This window comes from Massilia horti (assembly GCF_004614195.1).
In the GTDB taxonomy this organism is placed as follows: domain Bacteria; phylum Pseudomonadota; class Gammaproteobacteria; order Burkholderiales; family Burkholderiaceae_D; genus Telluria; species Telluria horti.
The window spans coordinates 1-14,153 of record NZ_SPUM01000138.1 but is presented as its reverse complement, the minus strand read 5'-3'; the positions used below and the strand labels follow the sequence as shown (position 1 = coordinate 14,153).

At 64.4% G+C, this 14,153-nt stretch carries 16 protein-coding genes; 14 read left to right on the top strand and 2 right to left on the bottom strand.

Annotated features, from left to right (window positions below; genetic code table 11):
* The gene (ccoS, locus tag E4O92_RS21310; RefSeq protein WP_135191675.1) at nucleotides 1–147 is read left to right on the top strand and encodes a cbb3-type cytochrome oxidase assembly protein CcoS; all 147 of its coding nucleotides are present in this window, start codon (nucleotides 1–3) and stop codon (nucleotides 145–147) included.
* A gap of 206 nt (nucleotides 148–353) precedes the next feature.
* Here the strand turns inward: ccoS and E4O92_RS21305 are convergent, their stop codons facing one another.
* Entirely contained in the window at nucleotides 354–749 is a 396-nt protein-coding gene (locus E4O92_RS21305) for a TraR/DksA family transcriptional regulator (protein WP_135191674.1), read from the bottom strand.
* 235 nt (nucleotides 750–984) lie between these two features.
* Here E4O92_RS21305 and ccoN point away from each other — a divergent pair, with 235 nt between their 5' ends.
* The 7 genes from ccoN (at nucleotide 985) to E4O92_RS21270 (ending at nucleotide 8,217) form a co-directional block, all read left to right on the top strand.
* Nucleotides 985–2,439 carry a cytochrome-c oxidase, cbb3-type subunit I gene (gene ccoN / locus E4O92_RS21300; protein ID WP_135191673.1) on the top strand — a complete coding sequence of 485 codons (1,455 nt, stop codon included), beginning with the start codon at nucleotides 985–987 and terminating at the stop codon, nucleotides 2,437–2,439.
* Nucleotides 2,440–2,453: 14 nt separating this feature from the next.
* Nucleotides 2,454–3,068, top strand: coding sequence for a cytochrome-c oxidase, cbb3-type subunit II (gene ccoO, locus E4O92_RS21295; RefSeq protein WP_135191672.1), 615 nt, complete (start codon nucleotides 2,454–2,456; stop codon nucleotides 3,066–3,068).
* Nucleotide 3,069: 1 nt separating this feature from the next.
* Nucleotides 3,070–3,243, top strand: coding sequence for a cbb3-type cytochrome oxidase subunit 3 (locus E4O92_RS21290; RefSeq protein WP_135191671.1), 174 nt, complete (start codon nucleotides 3,070–3,072; stop codon nucleotides 3,241–3,243).
* Nucleotides 3,236–4,168: a cytochrome-c oxidase, cbb3-type subunit III gene (gene ccoP, locus E4O92_RS21285; RefSeq protein WP_135191670.1), complete on the top strand. Its 933-nt coding sequence runs from the start codon at nucleotides 3,236–3,238 to the stop codon at nucleotides 4,166–4,168. Before E4O92_RS21290 ends, ccoP begins: the two co-directional genes overlap by 8 nt.
* The gene (gene ccoG, locus E4O92_RS21280; protein ID WP_135191669.1) at nucleotides 4,165–5,538 is read left to right on the top strand and encodes a cytochrome c oxidase accessory protein CcoG; all 1,374 of its coding nucleotides are present in this window, start codon (nucleotides 4,165–4,167) and stop codon (nucleotides 5,536–5,538) included. The genes ccoP and ccoG overlap by 4 nt, the downstream gene beginning before the upstream one ends.
* 12 nt (nucleotides 5,539–5,550) lie before the next feature.
* The gene (locus E4O92_RS21275; RefSeq protein ID WP_135191668.1) at nucleotides 5,551–6,075 is read left to right on the top strand and encodes a FixH family protein; all 525 of its coding nucleotides are present in this window, start codon (nucleotides 5,551–5,553) and stop codon (nucleotides 6,073–6,075) included.
* A gap of 309 nt (nucleotides 6,076–6,384) precedes the next feature.
* Complete coding sequence (locus E4O92_RS21270; RefSeq protein ID WP_135191667.1) at nucleotides 6,385–8,217, top strand: DUF885 domain-containing protein; 1,833 nt, start codon at nucleotides 6,385–6,387, stop codon at nucleotides 8,215–8,217.
* Between the two features lie 313 nt (nucleotides 8,218–8,530).
* Here E4O92_RS21270 and fnr read toward each other — a convergent pair whose 3' ends face one another.
* Nucleotides 8,531–9,298: a fumarate/nitrate reduction transcriptional regulator Fnr gene (fnr, locus tag E4O92_RS21265; RefSeq protein WP_135191666.1), complete on the bottom strand. Its 768-nt coding sequence runs from the start codon at nucleotides 9,296–9,298 to the stop codon at nucleotides 8,531–8,533.
* A 238-nt stretch (nucleotides 9,299–9,536) separates the two neighbouring features.
* Here fnr and E4O92_RS21260 point away from each other — a divergent pair, with 238 nt between their 5' ends.
* From E4O92_RS21260 to E4O92_RS21235, 6 genes are all read left to right on the top strand, one after another.
* Nucleotides 9,537–10,958, top strand: a complete 1,422-nt coding sequence (locus E4O92_RS21260) for a cytochrome ubiquinol oxidase subunit I (protein ID WP_135191665.1) — start codon at nucleotides 9,537–9,539, stop codon at nucleotides 10,956–10,958.
* 3 nt (nucleotides 10,959–10,961) lie between these two features.
* Nucleotides 10,962–11,969: a cytochrome d ubiquinol oxidase subunit II gene (gene cydB / locus E4O92_RS21255; protein WP_135191664.1), complete on the top strand. Its 1,008-nt coding sequence runs from the start codon at nucleotides 10,962–10,964 to the stop codon at nucleotides 11,967–11,969.
* The gene (locus E4O92_RS21250) at nucleotides 11,969–12,094 is read left to right on the top strand and encodes a DUF2474 family protein (RefSeq protein ID WP_135191663.1); all 126 of its coding nucleotides are present in this window, start codon (nucleotides 11,969–11,971) and stop codon (nucleotides 12,092–12,094) included. The genes cydB and E4O92_RS21250 overlap by 1 nt, the downstream gene beginning before the upstream one ends.
* Nucleotides 12,095–12,168: 74 nt before the next feature.
* On the top strand, nucleotides 12,169–12,831 hold the full coding sequence (locus tag E4O92_RS21245) for a TorD/DmsD family molecular chaperone (RefSeq protein WP_229483644.1): 663 nt from the start codon (nucleotides 12,169–12,171) through the stop codon (nucleotides 12,829–12,831).
* 10 nt (nucleotides 12,832–12,841) lie between these two features.
* Complete coding sequence (locus tag E4O92_RS21240; RefSeq protein ID WP_135191662.1) at nucleotides 12,842–13,051, top strand: formate dehydrogenase; 210 nt, start codon at nucleotides 12,842–12,844, stop codon at nucleotides 13,049–13,051.
* A gap of 22 nt (nucleotides 13,052–13,073) precedes the next feature.
* Nucleotides 13,074–14,153 (top strand): molybdopterin-dependent oxidoreductase (locus tag E4O92_RS21235; RefSeq protein ID WP_167759853.1); only part of this gene is annotated, 1,080 nt, incomplete at its 3' end.

Here is a 14,153-nt window from a genome sequence, read left to right as displayed (position 1 = left end):
ATGGAATCGCTGTACCTGCTCGTTCCGCTCAGCATATGCGTGGTCGCGTTCGCGGTGTGGATCTTCTTTGGCGCCGCCGACAGTGGACAGTTCGACGACCTGGAAGGGCCGGCGCTGCGCATCCTGAACGATGATGATACTGCATGAGGGGCGCAACGCCGAAGCCCGCCGTAGGGTGCGCACCTGTGCGCACGCGGTCACCGTGTGCTGACTTGCGGCCGCTGCTTCACCACGCTACGTTCGCGAACCGCGTGCGCACTGGTGCGCACCCTTCGACTTACCGAAGCCCGTCGCCGAGGCATTTCGTTCGGGGTGCGCATTTTTCGTCTGCTTTTCAAAATGAATGCACCCCGTCAAATCGTTGGCGGAGGCCCGTTGCGCCGCTCTTGTTCGCGTTCGATCTGCTGCTGGCATTCGATGCAGGTCTGTACCGTCGGCGTGGCCAGCAGCCGCGCCTCTGGAATCTCCCGCCCGCATTCGACGCAGATCCCGTAGCCGCCCGATTCGAGCTTGCCCAGCGCCACGTCGATTTCGTGCAGCAGCGCCGTCTCGTGGTCGGCCAGGTGCTCCTCGTTGTGACTGATCATTTCGGCTTGCGGGCGGTCTTCGTTTTCGAAGGTGTGCGTGTTCGGCGCGATCTCCGGCGCGTCGCTGTCGGTGCGCTCACGCACGGCGGCCAGCACATCGTCGCGGGTCTCGCGCAGGCGCTTGCCGATTTCCGCGGATAGCTCAGGCGTAATGGGCGGCATGTGAATCTTCCTGTGATCGGTGAAACAGCTACCGAGTGTGGGCGGATGCCCCTCACGATGCTTGACGCATGTCAAACGCACATCCTTGAAATTGAAGAAATAGCCCGCGTGTACTGGGATGGCCGGATTTGCTCCATATCTCAAGTGTTCCGGAACAATTTGATTCACATCAAGGATTTTTCACGTTGGGAAATTTACTCTCCTGCTGACATCAGTGAACTTTCAGGAGAGCATCTTGGATAGCAGTCTTAACTATAACTACAAGATCGTACGCCAGTTTGCGATCGCGACCGTGGTCTGGGGCGTGATCGGCATGCTGGCCGGCGTGTTCATCGCGGCCCAGCTTGCCTGGCCCGCGCTCAATTTCGACATTCCCTGGTTGAGCTACGGCCGCCTGCGTCCGTTGCACACCAATGCGGTCATCTTTGCGTTTGGCATCTGTGGCCTGTTCGCCACCTCGTACTACGTTGTCCAGCGCACCTGCCAGGTGCGTTTGTTCTCCGACAAGCTGGCTGCGTTCACGTTCTGGGGCTGGCAGGCGGTGCTGGTGCTGGCCGCGATCACGCTGCCGATGGGCTTCACGCGCGGCAAGGAATATGCCGAGCTCGAATGGCCGATCGCGATCCTGATCGCTGTCGTCTGGGTCGCGTATGCGGTGGTCTTCTTCGGCACCATCATCAAGCGCCGCGTCCAGCACATCTACGTGGCCAACTGGTTCTTCGGCGGTTACATCCTGGCCGTCGCGATCCTGCACATCGTGAACGGCATGGTGATGCCAGTCTCCGCGTTCAAGTCGTACTCCATGTACGCCGGCGTGCAGGACGCCATGATCCAGTGGTGGTATGGCCATAACGCGGTCGGCTTCATCCTCACCGCCGGCTACCTCGGCATGGTCTACTACTTCATCCCCAAGCAGGCCGAACGCCCGGTGTACTCGTACCGGCTGTCGATCGTGCACTTCTGGGCCCTGATCTTCACCTACATGTGGGCGGGCCCGCACCACCTGCACTACACCGCGCTGCCAGACTGGACCCAGTCGCTCGGCATGGTGTTCTCGCTGATCCTGCTGGCGCCTTCGTGGGGCGGCATGATCAACGGGATCATGACCCTGTCCGGCGCCTGGCACAAGCTGCGTTCGGACCCGATCCTCAAGTTCATGATCGTCTCGCTTTCGTTCTACGGCATGGCCACCTTTGAAGGCCCGATGATGTCGATTAAGACCATCAACGCGCTCTCGCACTACACCGACTGGACCATCGCCCACGTCCACGCCGGCGCGCTGGGCTGGGTCGGCTTCATCACCATGGGCTCGATCTACTACCTCATCCCGCGCCTGGCTGGCAAAAAGCAGATGTACAGCATAGGGCTGGTCGACCTGCACTTCTGGGTCGCCACCATCGGCATCGTGCTGTACATCGCGTCGATGTGGATCGCCGGTGTGATGCAGGGCCTGATGTGGCGTGCCGTGAACCCGGACGGCACCCTGACTTACACCTTCGTCGAAGGCGTCAAGGCCACCTTCCCGTACTACGTGATCCGCTTCACCGGCGGCGCGCTGTACCTCTCGGGCATGCTGGTCATGGCCTTCAACACCTGGATGACGATGCGCGGCACGAAGAACGTGGACGTGCAGATTGCCGCGCTGGCTGCCGGCCACGCCACCGGCACCCGTGTGCCCGTCAATGCATGAAGCAGGAGCGAACAATGAAATTTACCCATGAGTGGATCGAGAAGAATCCCTGGTTGCTGATCGGCCTGGTGCTGGTCGTCGTCTCGTTTGGTGGCCTGGTCGAGATCGTGCCGCTGTTCTTCCAGAAGTCGACCACCGAGCCGGTCGCGGGCCTGAAGCCCTATTCGCCGCTGCGCCTGGCCGGACGCGACATCTATATCCGCGAAGGCTGCTACAACTGCCACTCGCAGATGATCCGTCCGTTCCGCGCCGAGACCGAGCGCTACGGCCACTACTCGGTGGCGGGCGAATTCGTCTACGACCGTCCGTTCCAGTGGGGCTCCAAGCGCACCGGCCCGGATCTGGCGCGGGTGGGCGGCCGCTACAGCGACGAGTGGCATCGCACCCACCTGGACAACCCGCGCGATGTGGTGCCGGAATCGAACATGCCGGGCTACCCGTGGCTTGCCAAAACCAAGCTGGTCCCCGCCGAGATCGTGCCCAAGATGCGCGCGCTGCAGTTCATGAACGTGCCGTACACCGACCAGGAAATCAAGGACGCGCCGGCCCAGCTGGAGGACAAGACCGAGCAGGACGCCCTGGTCGCCTACCTGCAGGGCCTGGGCACGCAGATCAAGACAAGGAACTGACATGGGAATCGAAAACATCTTTGACGACGCGAGCCGCATCATGACCGTCATCAGCTTCGTCACCTTCCTCGGCATCGTGCTGTGGACCTACGCGCTCAAGAGCCGCCGCGATTTCGACCAGGCCGCGCTGCTGCCGTTCGCGGACGACGAGGAGCAGGAGGAGCGCCATGGCTGATTTCACCAACGGATTCTGGGACTGGTACATCGCCCTGATCACGGTGCTGGGCATCGCCGGTTGCGGCATCCTGCTGTGGAGCCAGTCCACCCACAAGGTCAAGCTGGACGCCGACGGCAAGCCGGAGAAGACCACCGGCCACGTGTGGGACGAGGACCTGACCGAACTGAATACGCCGATGCCGCGCTGGTGGATGGGGCTGTTCTGGCTGACCATTGCGTTTTCCGTGGCCTACCTGGTGCTGTATCCGGGGCTGGGCAGCTACGCTGGCAAGTTTGGCTGGAACTCGACCGGCGAATACCAGGCCGAACTGAAGAAGGCTGACGCCGACTACGGTCCGCTGTTCGCCAAGTACGCGCAACAGGACATCAAGGCGGTGGCGGCCGATCCGCAGGCGCGGGCGATCGGCGAACGCCTGTTCCTGACCTACTGCGCGCAGTGCCACGGGTCGGACGCGCGCGGCAACAAGGGCTACCCGAACCTGACCGACGACGACTGGCTGTATGGCGGCGCGCCTGAAGTCATCAAGGAGAGCATCATGAAGGGCCGCCACGGCCAGATGCCGCCGATGGCCGCGGCGCTCGGCTCGGACAAGGACGTCGAGAACGTGGCCCATTACGTGCGCAGCCTGTCCGGGCTGACGGCCGACCCGATCAAGGTCGCCTTCGGCAAGCCCAAGTTCGCCGCCTGCGCTGCCTGCCATGGCTCGGACGCACGCGGTAACCAGATGCTGGGCGCGCCCAACCTGGCCGACAAGGTCTGGCTGTACGGCGGCAGCGCGGACACCATCATGGAGACGATCCGCAAGGGCCGCGACAACACCATGCCGGCGTGGGGCGACTTCCTGGGCGAGCCGAAGGCGCACGTGCTGGCGGCCTACGTGTGGAGCCTTTCCAACCAGCCGGCGCTTGAACACGCAAAATGAGTGAGCCGAAAGAGGCGGTGGTGCGCATGTACGCCGCGCGCGAGGAGATATATCCGCGCGAAATCAAGGGGCGCTTTGCCTCGCTGCGCTGGGTCTGCGTGTGGCTCACGCAGCTGCTGTTCTATGGCCTGCCATGGCTGCAGATGCACGGCCGGCAGGCGGTGTTGTTCGATCTTGGAGCGCGCAAGTTCTACCTGTTCGGACTGGTGCTGTGGCCGCAGGACTTCATCTACCTTGCGGGCCTGCTCATAATCTGCGCCTGCGGCCTGTTCCTGGTGACCGCCGTGGCCGGGCGCGTGTGGTGCGGCTACGCCTGCCCGCAGACGGTCTATACCGAGATCTTCCTCTGGATCGAGCGCAAGATCGAAGGTGCGCGCAGCAGCCGTATCCGGCTCGACCGCCAGCCCTGGACGTTCGGGAAGATCGCCAAGAAGGGCGCCAAGCACTCCGCCTGGCTCGCGGTCGCGTTCTGGACCGGCTTCACCTTCGTCGGTTACTTTACGCCGGTGCACCAGCTGCTGCGCGAAGTGGCTGGCTTCTCGGTCGGCGCGTGGGAAGGCTTCTGGGTCGTGTTTTACGGCTTTGCCACCTACGGCAACGCCGGCTGGATGCGTGAGCAGGTGTGCAAGTACATGTGCCCCTACGCCCGCTTCCAGAGCGCCATGTTCGACCGCGATACGCTGATCGTCAGCTACGACATCAAGCGCGGCGAGCCACGCGGCCCTGCTGGCCGTGCCGGCGGCGACTGCATCGACTGCGGCATGTGCGTGCAGGTCTGCCCGACCGGGATCGACATCCGCAAGGGCCTGCAGTACGACTGCATCGGCTGCGCCGCCTGCGTGGACGCCTGCGACAGCGTGATGGAAAAGGTGGAAAAACCGGCGGGCCTGATCCGTTACACCAGCGAGAACGCGCTCGCGGGTGGCCTGCCATGGAGTGCGGTGCGACAGCGGATCATGCGGCCGCGCGTGATCATCTACTCCGCGGTGCTGGCCTTGCTAGCGGTCGGCATGGTCGCCTCGCTGGCGCTGCGCAATCCGCTCAAGCTCGACGTGATCCGCGACCGCGGCGCGATGGGGCGCGAGGTCGAGGACGGCATGATCGAGAACGTGTATCGGCTGCAGCTGATGAACACTAGCGAAGGAGCGCTGCGGCTGCACATCACGGTCGACGGCCTGAAGTCGGCGACCATCGCCGACGAAGACGTGATCGAGCTCGCCGGCGCGACCACGCGCGCGGTGCCGGTGCGGGTACGCGTGGCGCCGGAAAGCGCCCACAAGGGGTCGAACAAGATCGCGTTCACCGTGCGCGCGCTCGATCAGCCGCGGATGAAGGCGACCGAGGGCGCGGTCTTCATCGTGCCGAAATAAAGGAGAATAGTCATGAAACCTCCCGCAAACACGCTGGACCGGCAGCAGGCGCCATGGTACGCGCACCGCTGGCCGTGGTTCCTCATGTTCGGGCCGGCGGTGGTGATCGCCGGCGGCGCCTTCGCTACCTGGCTGGCCGTGCGCACGCCCGACGAGCTGGTGGTGGGCGACTACTACAAGCAGGGCAAGGCAATCAACCAGGACCTGCGGCGCGACCGCGTGGCCAGCATGCTCAGGCTGTCGCTGCGCGCGCATTACGACCCGGTCACGGGCCGATTGGCAGGTCAAATCACCAGCGCGGGCAAGGAGGTGAGCAGCCCGTTTCGCATCCTGCTCGCGCATCCCACGCTGCCGCGGAAGGATCGCAGCGTGCTCGCGCAGCCCGGGCCGGACGGGCGCTTTTCGGTGGACCTGCCGCTACTCGAACACGCGCACTGGCAGGTAGTGGCCGAGGGCGCGCTGCGCGACTGGCGCCTGGAGCGCAGTTGGGACTGGCCGCGTGGTGGCGCCCTGATGATGGACGCGGACAGCGAGTAGCGACCTCTTTTGCGCACGGACCGTAGCATGCCGCTCTGGCGGCACGCGTAAAGACGCACAATTCGTCAACCGCAGGGCGTGGGTGCACGCGGCCGGCGAGGCCTGTGCGCACGCGGTACAGTCGCATCACGTTGGCGTCTCCGGTTGGCGGGCTCGCTTGAACAGGCAGCGCGTGAAGGCGCTGGGATTGGTCAACCGCAGGTGTAATTCAATTCAAGCGCAAGTGTATTGTCGGCTTGCTCTCTCCCATGTTAGATTTTCGCGCCGGCAAATTTTCTTGTCGGTTCAAAAAAATTTGGAGAGAGAGACATGCCAGCAATCCGTCCGCGCCCGCTGCAAGCCAGCATCGCCGCCCTGTTCGTTCCCCTTGTCCTGGCCGCCGCAGCGCTGCCGTATGAAGCGTACGCCGCGCCCGCTGCGCAGGCGGCGGCTGTCAAACCGAACGCTGCGTTCGACACCTGGGCCGACAAGTTCGCTAACGACTGGGTGCGCATGAATTCGCAACAGGCCACCAGCACACAGTATTTCGCGGGCCCGGAGCAGGCCGCCCACGACCGCCAGCTGACCCCGCTCACCGACAAGCAGCGCGCTCGCCGGAAAGAACTGGCGCGCGTGGGCGTGGCTAAGCTCGACAAGTGGCTGGCCGGCCCGCTCGACGACAACCAGCGTATCTCCGCAATGACCATGCGCTGGTCGCTGGGCGAAACGATCGCCAGTGAACCGTTCGAGGATTACAACTTCGTGTTCTCGCAAATGGGCGGCGCGCACGTCGGCCTGGTCAGTTTCATGACGCAAACGCACCCGATCCGCAACGCCCTGGACGTGAGCAACTACGTCGCGCGGCTGGACCAGGTGGCTACCCGCATCGACGAAGCGCTGGCACGCGCCAAGGCGGCCGAGGCGCGCGGCCTGATTCCACCGCGCGTTATCCTTGAGCGCGCCCAGGCCCAGGTCGACATCTTCCTCAAGCCGGCGCCAGCCGAGAACGTGCTGGTGACCTCGTTGGAAAAGCGGACCGAATCGCTAGCCGATCTGGCGCCAACCGTGCGCGCCGATGCCATCGCTAAGTCAAAGCGCATCGTCGAGGAGAAGATCCGGCCGGCCTATGAGCGCGTGCAGGCCTATATGGCAGCGCTGCATCCGAAGACCGGAAACGTGGTGGGCATCTCGCGCCTGCCGAACGGCGCGGCGGCCTACCAGCAGGCGCTATCGAGCTACACCAGCACCACGCTGACGGCGGAACAGATCCACGCTATCGGCCTGCGCGAAGTGGCGCGCATCGAAGCCGAAATGGACCGCCATCTGCGCTCGCTCGGTTACACGGAGGGCAGCATCGACGAACGCATGCTCAAGCTCGACATGAACTACCAGCCCAAGGGCGAGGGCGATCCGCGTCCGCAGATCCTGGCGAGCTATGCCGAGATGGTGCGCGACGCCGAGCGCCGCAGTGCGAGCCTGTTCAACCTGAAGCCAACGGCGCCGGTCGATGTGCGGCGCGAGCCGCCGCTGACTGAGGCATCGGCGTCGGCCCACTACTCGCTGCCGGCGCCGGACGGCAGCCAGCCGGGCGTCTTCTGGGTGCCGATGCGCGGACCCAAGTTCGACATGATCCGCATGCGCAGCCTGTCATACCACGAGGCGGTGCCGGGCCACCACTTCCAGCTTGCGATCCAGCAGGAGCAAAAGAACCTGCCGAAATTCCGCGCCAACCGCATTTTCGGTGGCGGCAGCGCGCACAGCGAAGGTTGGGGGCTGTACGCTGAACGTCTGGCAGTGGAGCAGGGCTGGTATGACGGCGACGTGCCTGGCCTCCTGGGTGCGCTTGGATCGGAACTGTTCCGCGCGCGGCGGCTGGTGGTCGACACCGGTCTGCACGCCAAGGGCTGGACACGCGAGCAGGCGATCGCCTACGGCATCGGCTCGCAGGAGGTGGAGCGATACATCGCGAGGCCGGGGCAGGCTTGCGCCTACATGATCGGCATGCTGCGCATCCTGGAGCTGCGCGCCAAGGCGCAGCAGGAGCTGGGCGCGAAGTTCTCGCTGCCTGCCTTCCACGACTTAGTATTGCGCGCCGGCTCGGTGCCGCTGGACGTGCTGGGCGAGCTGGTCGACCAGTGGATCGCCCGCCAGAAGACGGCGTGACAAGAGGGTCAGAGTCGAATTAATCGGCAATTGTCAGATGTTTCCCAACAATTCGACTCTGACCCCGATTCGAACGTAGGGTCAGAGTCGAATTAATCGGCAATTTGCAAAGTTGCCCAATAATTTGACTCTGACCCTCGTTGTTTTAGGCCATCGGGCTGGGCGTGACAAGAGGGTCAGAGTCGAATTAATCGGCAATTGTCAGATGTTTCCCAACAATTCGACTCTGACCCCGATTCGAACGTAGGGTCAGAGTCGAATTAATCGGCAATTTGCAAAGTTGCCCAACAATTTGACTCTGACCCTCGTTGTTTTAGGCCATCGGGCTGCACTGTTCGGTGCCGGCCGCCATCGCTTTCAGGTGCGCCGGGTCGAGCAGCGTGACCTCGCGCTTGTCGACCTTGAGCCAGCCTTGCTTCTTGAAGCGCGATAGCAGCCGGCTGATGCTTTCGATGGTCAGCCCCAGGTAGTTGCCGATGTCCTCGCGCGACATGCGCAGCTGGAACGTGGTCGAGGAGTAGCCGCGCGCGGCGTAGCGCGCGGACAGATTGATCAGGAATACCGCGAAGCGTTGTTCGGCGCGCATGTTGCCAAGCAGGAGCATGACGTTTTGTTCGCGCGTGATTTCCTGGCTCATGATCCGGTGGAAGTGGCGCAGCAGCGCCGGCACGTGGCCGAACAGGTCTTCCAGGTGCGAGAACGGGATCTCGCACACTTCGCTGTCTTCCAGCGCCACCGCGTCGCAGTGGTGGCGGTCGCCGCTGATCGCGTCCATGCCCAGCAGTTCGCCAGCCATCTGGAAGCCCGTGATCTGCTGCTCGCCGCTGGCGTTGATCTGGTAGGTCTTGAAGTGGCCGAAGCGCACCGCGTACAGGTTGCGGAACGGCTCACCCATCTGGTACAGGCGTTCGCCCGCCAGCAGCCGGCGGCGGCGGCCGATGATCTGGTCGAGGCGGTTGATGTCGGCGTCGTCCAGTCCCATTGGCAGGCACAGCTGGTGCATGCTGCAGGCGGAGCAGCTCGCCTTGAGGGCGTTGATGTTCAGCGCCGGGTCGGACGAAAAGCTGATTGGCTGGGTCATTGGCACAATGAGTCGGTGGACGATCCGTAATTATAGTCGGGCCCGCTTGGATGGGTTCCGATTGCGCGCGTTTCCATTGGTCGATTGTTAATTCCGTGTCGCATTTCCGACGCGCCGCAGTCCGCCAGCGCGGGCCAGGGGTGACGTCAGCCCGTTGACGCCGGGTTCACAGGTTTCAACCGTGCGCGCCCCTGTTCGTGGTAGATTTTTCACACCTTGCGCAAGCGGAGGAAGCCTCATGTTCGGCCTGACGGCGCTCGAACTGGCGCGCATTCAGTTCGGGTTTACGATGGCGTTCCACATCCTGTTCCCCGCGATTACCATCGGGCTCGCGAGCTATCTGGTCGTGCTCGAAGTGTTCTGGCTGCGCACGAAACGCCAGGCCTACGTCGACCTGTACCATTACTGGCTCAAGATCTTCGCCGTCACCTTCGGCATGGGCGTGGTCTCCGGCATCGTGATGGCCTACCAGTTCGGTACCAACTGGAGTTTCTTTTCCGAGTTCGCGGGCGGCATCACCGGGCCTTTGCTGTCGTACGAGGTGCTCACCGCGTTCTTCCTCGAGGCCGGCTTTCTCGGCGTGATGCTGTTCGGCTGGACGCGGGTCGGCCCGGGCCTGCATTTGCTCGCCACCTGCATGGTCGCGCTCGGAACCCTGGTGTCGGCCACCTGGATCCTGGCCTCGAACAGTTGGATGCATACCCCGCAGGGTTACGAGATCATCAATGGCCGCGTGGTGCCGGTGGACTGGTTCCAGGTCATTTTCAATCCCTCGTTCCCGTATCGCCTGGCGCACATGGTGGTGGCGGCCTACCTGTCGACGGCGCTGTTCGTCGGCGCGTCCGGGGCCTGGCACTTGCTGCGCGGGCACGACAAGCCGGCGGTGCGCCTGATGATGTCGATGGCGATGTGGATGATGTTGATCGTAACGCCGATCCAGATCTTCCTCGGGGACTTGCACGGCCTGAACACCGCCAGGTACCAGCCAGTCAAGGTGGCCGCGCTCGAAGGACATTGGGAAAACGTGCCTGGCGAAGGCATGCCGCTGCTCCTGTTCGGCATTCCCGACATGCAGCAGGAGCGAACAAAATACGCGCTCGCGGTGCCGCACCTGGGCAGCGTGATCCTCACCCACAGTTGGGACGGCCAGCTCAAGGGCATGAAGGAATTTGCGCGCGACCTGCGGCCCAATTCGCTGATCCTGTTCTGGAGCTTCCGGGCGATGGTCGGGCTGGGCATCCTGATGCTGGTGCTCGGCCTGTGGAGCCTGTGGCTGCGCTGGCGCCACCGCCTGTACCAATCCCGGCCGTTCCTGCGCTATGCCATGGTGATGGGCCCGGCGGGACTGGTGGCGTTGCTGTCCGGCTGGATCACCACCGAGGTCGGGCGCCAGCCCTGGCTGGTGTACGGCCTGCAGCGCACCGCAGATGGAGTCTCGCCGCATGGGTTTGCGTCGGTTGCCCTGTCGCTGGCGCTGTTCATAGTGGTCTATTTCTTCGTGTTCGGTGTCGGCATCGCCTACGTGCTGCGGCTGGTGCGCAAGGGGCCGCAGACCTTCGACGTCGCGCACGCCGAGCGGGGGGGACCGGGGCAGGAACACACACCGGCGCGGCCGATGTCGCTGCCGGAGGCCGACGCGCCGTCCGTGGAGGAGGGCTGAACCATGGGGCTCGATATCGCGCCGCTTTGGGCGGTCATCATCTTCTTCGGCGTCTTCATGTACGTGGTGCTGGACGGCTTTGACCTGGGCATCGGCATGCTGTTTCCGTTCGTGAAGGAAAAGCACGAGCGCGACGTCATGATGAACACGGTGGCGCCGGTGTGGGACGGCAACGAGACCTGGCTGGTGCTGGGCGGCGCCGGGATGCTGGCCGCGTTTCCACTGGCCTATTCGATCATCTTGTCCGGGCTGTACCTGCCGCTGATCTTCATGCTGCTCGGCCTGATCTTCCGCGGGGTGGCGTTCGAGTTCCGCTTCAAAGCCAACGAGCGCGAGCGCCCGGTGTGGGATGCTTCCTTCATTTGCGGCTCGTACGTCGCCACCTTCTTCCAGGGGGTGGCGCTCGGCACTTTTTTGGAGGGCATTCCCGTGTCCGGGCGCAGCTATGTCGGGGGCCCGCTCGATTGGGCGGGGCCGTTCCCGTTTCTGGCCGGTATCGGCGTGATCATCACCTACCTTGTGCTGGGCAGCACCTGGCTGGTGATGAAGACCGAGGGCACGCTGCATGAGCGCATGATCCACATCGCCCGCCCGGCTTCGGTGCTGCTGTTTTTGGCGATCGTCGCGGTCAGCATCTGGTCCCCGATACGCTATCCGCTGGTGGCCGCGCGCTGGTTCAGCTTTCCCAACATCGTGTTCCTGGCGCCGGTGCCGCTGCTGGTGATTATCTTCACCGTCTTGCTGCAGCGCTCGCTCTCGCGCGCGCCCCTGCGCGTGCCGTTCGTGTCCGCGCTGGCCCTGGTGTTCCTGGGCTATACCGGCATGGCGATCAGCATCTGGCCGCACATCGTGCCGCCCACGATCACCATCTGGGAGGCGTCCTCGTCCCCGAGCAGCCAGGCCTTCACCCTGATCGGCGCGCTGTTCGTGCTGCCGATCATCCTGACCTACACCATCTGGTCCTACTACATCTTCCGCGGCAAGGTACGGCCCGGGGAGGGCTACCACTGATGCGCCGCCGCTGGCTGCGCCGGCTCGGCTGGATGGCGACGCTGTGGGCGGGCGGGGTGGCCGTGCTGGCGCTGGTGGCGCTGCTGCTGCGGCTATTGATGCATGCTGCCGGCATGCGCGCGTGAAGTTCAACCGTGCGCCGCCTTCTGGCACAGCGGGCATACTCCTTTTTGTGTAGAGTAAATAACAGGAGTGCAACGTGCAGACGCTGTGCGCATCCCCCACCGGGTCACTTGCCACCGCTCCCTTGCCCTTGTCGGGCGAGGACCAGGCCCGTGCCGACCTCTATGCGCTGATCGCGCGCCTGCTGCTGGCCCCGCCGGATGCCGCGCTGCTGGCCGCCCTGGCGGCAGCCGATCCCATCCTCGGCGCGCGCGACGAGCAAGCGCTCGGGGACGCCTGGGCCCGGCTGGTGCGGGGCGCGGTGCTGGCCGATGTGCAGGCGGTGGCGGATGAATTCGCGGAACTGTTCATCAGCATCGGCACGCCACCGCTCAATCCTTATGGGTCGCGCTACCTGTGCGGCTTCCTCAACGACCACCCGCTGGCCATTCTCCGCGCCGACCTCGCGCGCCTGGGGCTCGCCCGCGCACCCGGGGTTGGCGAATTCGAGGATCACCTTGGGGCGCTGTGCGAGACCATGCGCGTGCTGGTGACGGGCGGTGCCGGCCTGCCGCGCCGGCCTTTGGCCATCCAGCGACAATTTTTTGACACCCATATCCGGCCCTGGTTCGGCGCCTGCCTGTTTGATATCGCCGGGTATGAAGCCGCCGGTTTCTACCGCCTGGTGGCCGCGTTCGCCGCCGCCTTCCTGGCCATCGAGGCCGAGGCTGTCGCGTTTGTGGAGCTGGATGATGAATGAGGGATCGATCATGGAACACGATCAGCAGCAGGGGCAGGGTCCTGATCCGGTTCGCCGCAGCTTTTTGATGGCCGCGCCGCTGGGTGCGCTTGCGGTCGTGGCCGGGCGCGCCAACGCCGGCCAGGCGGCCCCGCCAGCCGCCGCGCCCCCGGCCGGGCCGCGCGGCTACCACGAAACAGAACATATCCGTCTGTATTACCGCACCGCCGCCTACTGGTGAGCGGTGTGGCGAAGGAGCAGTCATGTCCCTTGTGAAGACCACGCTTGGCAGCGGCCTTAAGCGGCGCAGATTCCTGGCCGGGACCGGCATCGCGGCTGGGGCCGGCGCGCTGGCACGCCATCTGCCACTGGCCGTCATGGACAGCGCACGCGCCGCCGATGCGCCAGGCGCGCCGGTATCGCACAGCGAAATCCGGCACACCATCTGCACCCACTGCTCGGTTGGCTGTTCAGTGGAGGCGGTGGTCAGCAATGGCGTCTGGGTGCGCCAGGAGGCGGCCTTCGATTCCCCGATCAACATGGGCGCGCACTGCGCCAAGGGCGCCTCGGTGCGCGAGCACGCGTTCGGCGAGCACCGCCTGCGCTACCCGATGAAGCTGGTGAACGGCAAGTACCAGCGCATTTCCTGGGACCAGGCGATCAATGAAATCGGTGACAGGCTCCTGCAGCTGCGCCAGCAAGCCGGCCCGGACGCGCTGATGGTCATCGGCAGCTCCAAGCACAGCAATGAGCAGTCCTACCTGCTGCGCAAGTGGGCGTCGATGTGGGGCTCGAACAACTGCGACCACCAGGCGCGCATCTGCCACTCGACCACGGTGGCTGGCGTGGCCCAGACCTTCGGCTACGGTGCGATGACCAACTCGTTCAACGACCTGCATCACAGCCGCGCGGTGCTGTTCATCGGTTCCAACCCGGCCGAGGCGCACCCGATCTCGATGCTGCACTTCCTCCACGCCAAGGAGCTAGGCGCGAAGATGATCGTGATCGATCCGCGCTTCACCCGCACCGCGCGCTTTGCCCACCATTACGTGCGCGTCCGTCCCGGCACCGACATCGCGCTGGTGTGGGGCATGTTGTGGCACATCTTCAACAACGGCTGGGAAGACAAGAAGTTCATCGAAGAGCGCACCTTCGGCATGGACGACGTGCGCAAGGAAGTGGCCAAGTGGACGCCGGACCAGGTGTCCAACGTGACCGGCGTGCCCGAGTCGGCGGTGCGCCTCGCCGCCGAAATGCTGGCGACCAACAAGCCCTCATCGGTGGTCTGGTGCATGGGCATCACCCAGCACCACGTCGGCACCGCCAACGTGCGCGCGCTGTCG

What these genes read in the sequence shown, in the direction of transcription:
- ccoS (WP_135191675.1), top strand. Translation starts at nt 1, where the DNA reads ATGGAATCGCTGTACCTGCTCGTTCCGCTCAGCATATGCGTGGTCGCG.
- E4O92_RS21305 (WP_135191674.1), bottom strand. Translation starts at nt 749, where the DNA reads ATGCCGCCCATTACGCCTGAGCTATCCGCGGAAATCGGCAAGCGCCTG.
- ccoO (WP_135191672.1), top strand. Translation starts at nt 2,454, where the DNA reads ATGAAATTTACCCATGAGTGGATCGAGAAGAATCCCTGGTTGCTGATC.
- E4O92_RS21290 (WP_135191671.1), top strand. Translation starts at nt 3,070, where the DNA reads ATGGGAATCGAAAACATCTTTGACGACGCGAGCCGCATCATGACCGTC.
- ccoP (WP_135191670.1), top strand. Translation starts at nt 3,236, where the DNA reads ATGGCTGATTTCACCAACGGATTCTGGGACTGGTACATCGCCCTGATC.
- ccoG (WP_135191669.1), top strand. Translation starts at nt 4,165, where the DNA reads ATGAGTGAGCCGAAAGAGGCGGTGGTGCGCATGTACGCCGCGCGCGAG.
- E4O92_RS21275 (WP_135191668.1), top strand. Translation starts at nt 5,551, where the DNA reads ATGAAACCTCCCGCAAACACGCTGGACCGGCAGCAGGCGCCATGGTAC.
- E4O92_RS21270 (WP_135191667.1), top strand. Translation starts at nt 6,385, where the DNA reads ATGCCAGCAATCCGTCCGCGCCCGCTGCAAGCCAGCATCGCCGCCCTG.
- fnr (WP_135191666.1), bottom strand. Translation starts at nt 9,298, where the DNA reads ATGACCCAGCCAATCAGCTTTTCGTCCGACCCGGCGCTGAACATCAAC.
- E4O92_RS21260 (WP_135191665.1), top strand. Translation starts at nt 9,537, where the DNA reads ATGTTCGGCCTGACGGCGCTCGAACTGGCGCGCATTCAGTTCGGGTTT.
- cydB (WP_135191664.1), top strand. Translation starts at nt 10,962, where the DNA reads ATGGGGCTCGATATCGCGCCGCTTTGGGCGGTCATCATCTTCTTCGGC.
- E4O92_RS21250 (WP_135191663.1), top strand. Translation starts at nt 11,969, where the DNA reads ATGCGCCGCCGCTGGCTGCGCCGGCTCGGCTGGATGGCGACGCTGTGG.
- E4O92_RS21240 (WP_135191662.1), top strand. Translation starts at nt 12,842, where the DNA reads ATGGAACACGATCAGCAGCAGGGGCAGGGTCCTGATCCGGTTCGCCGC.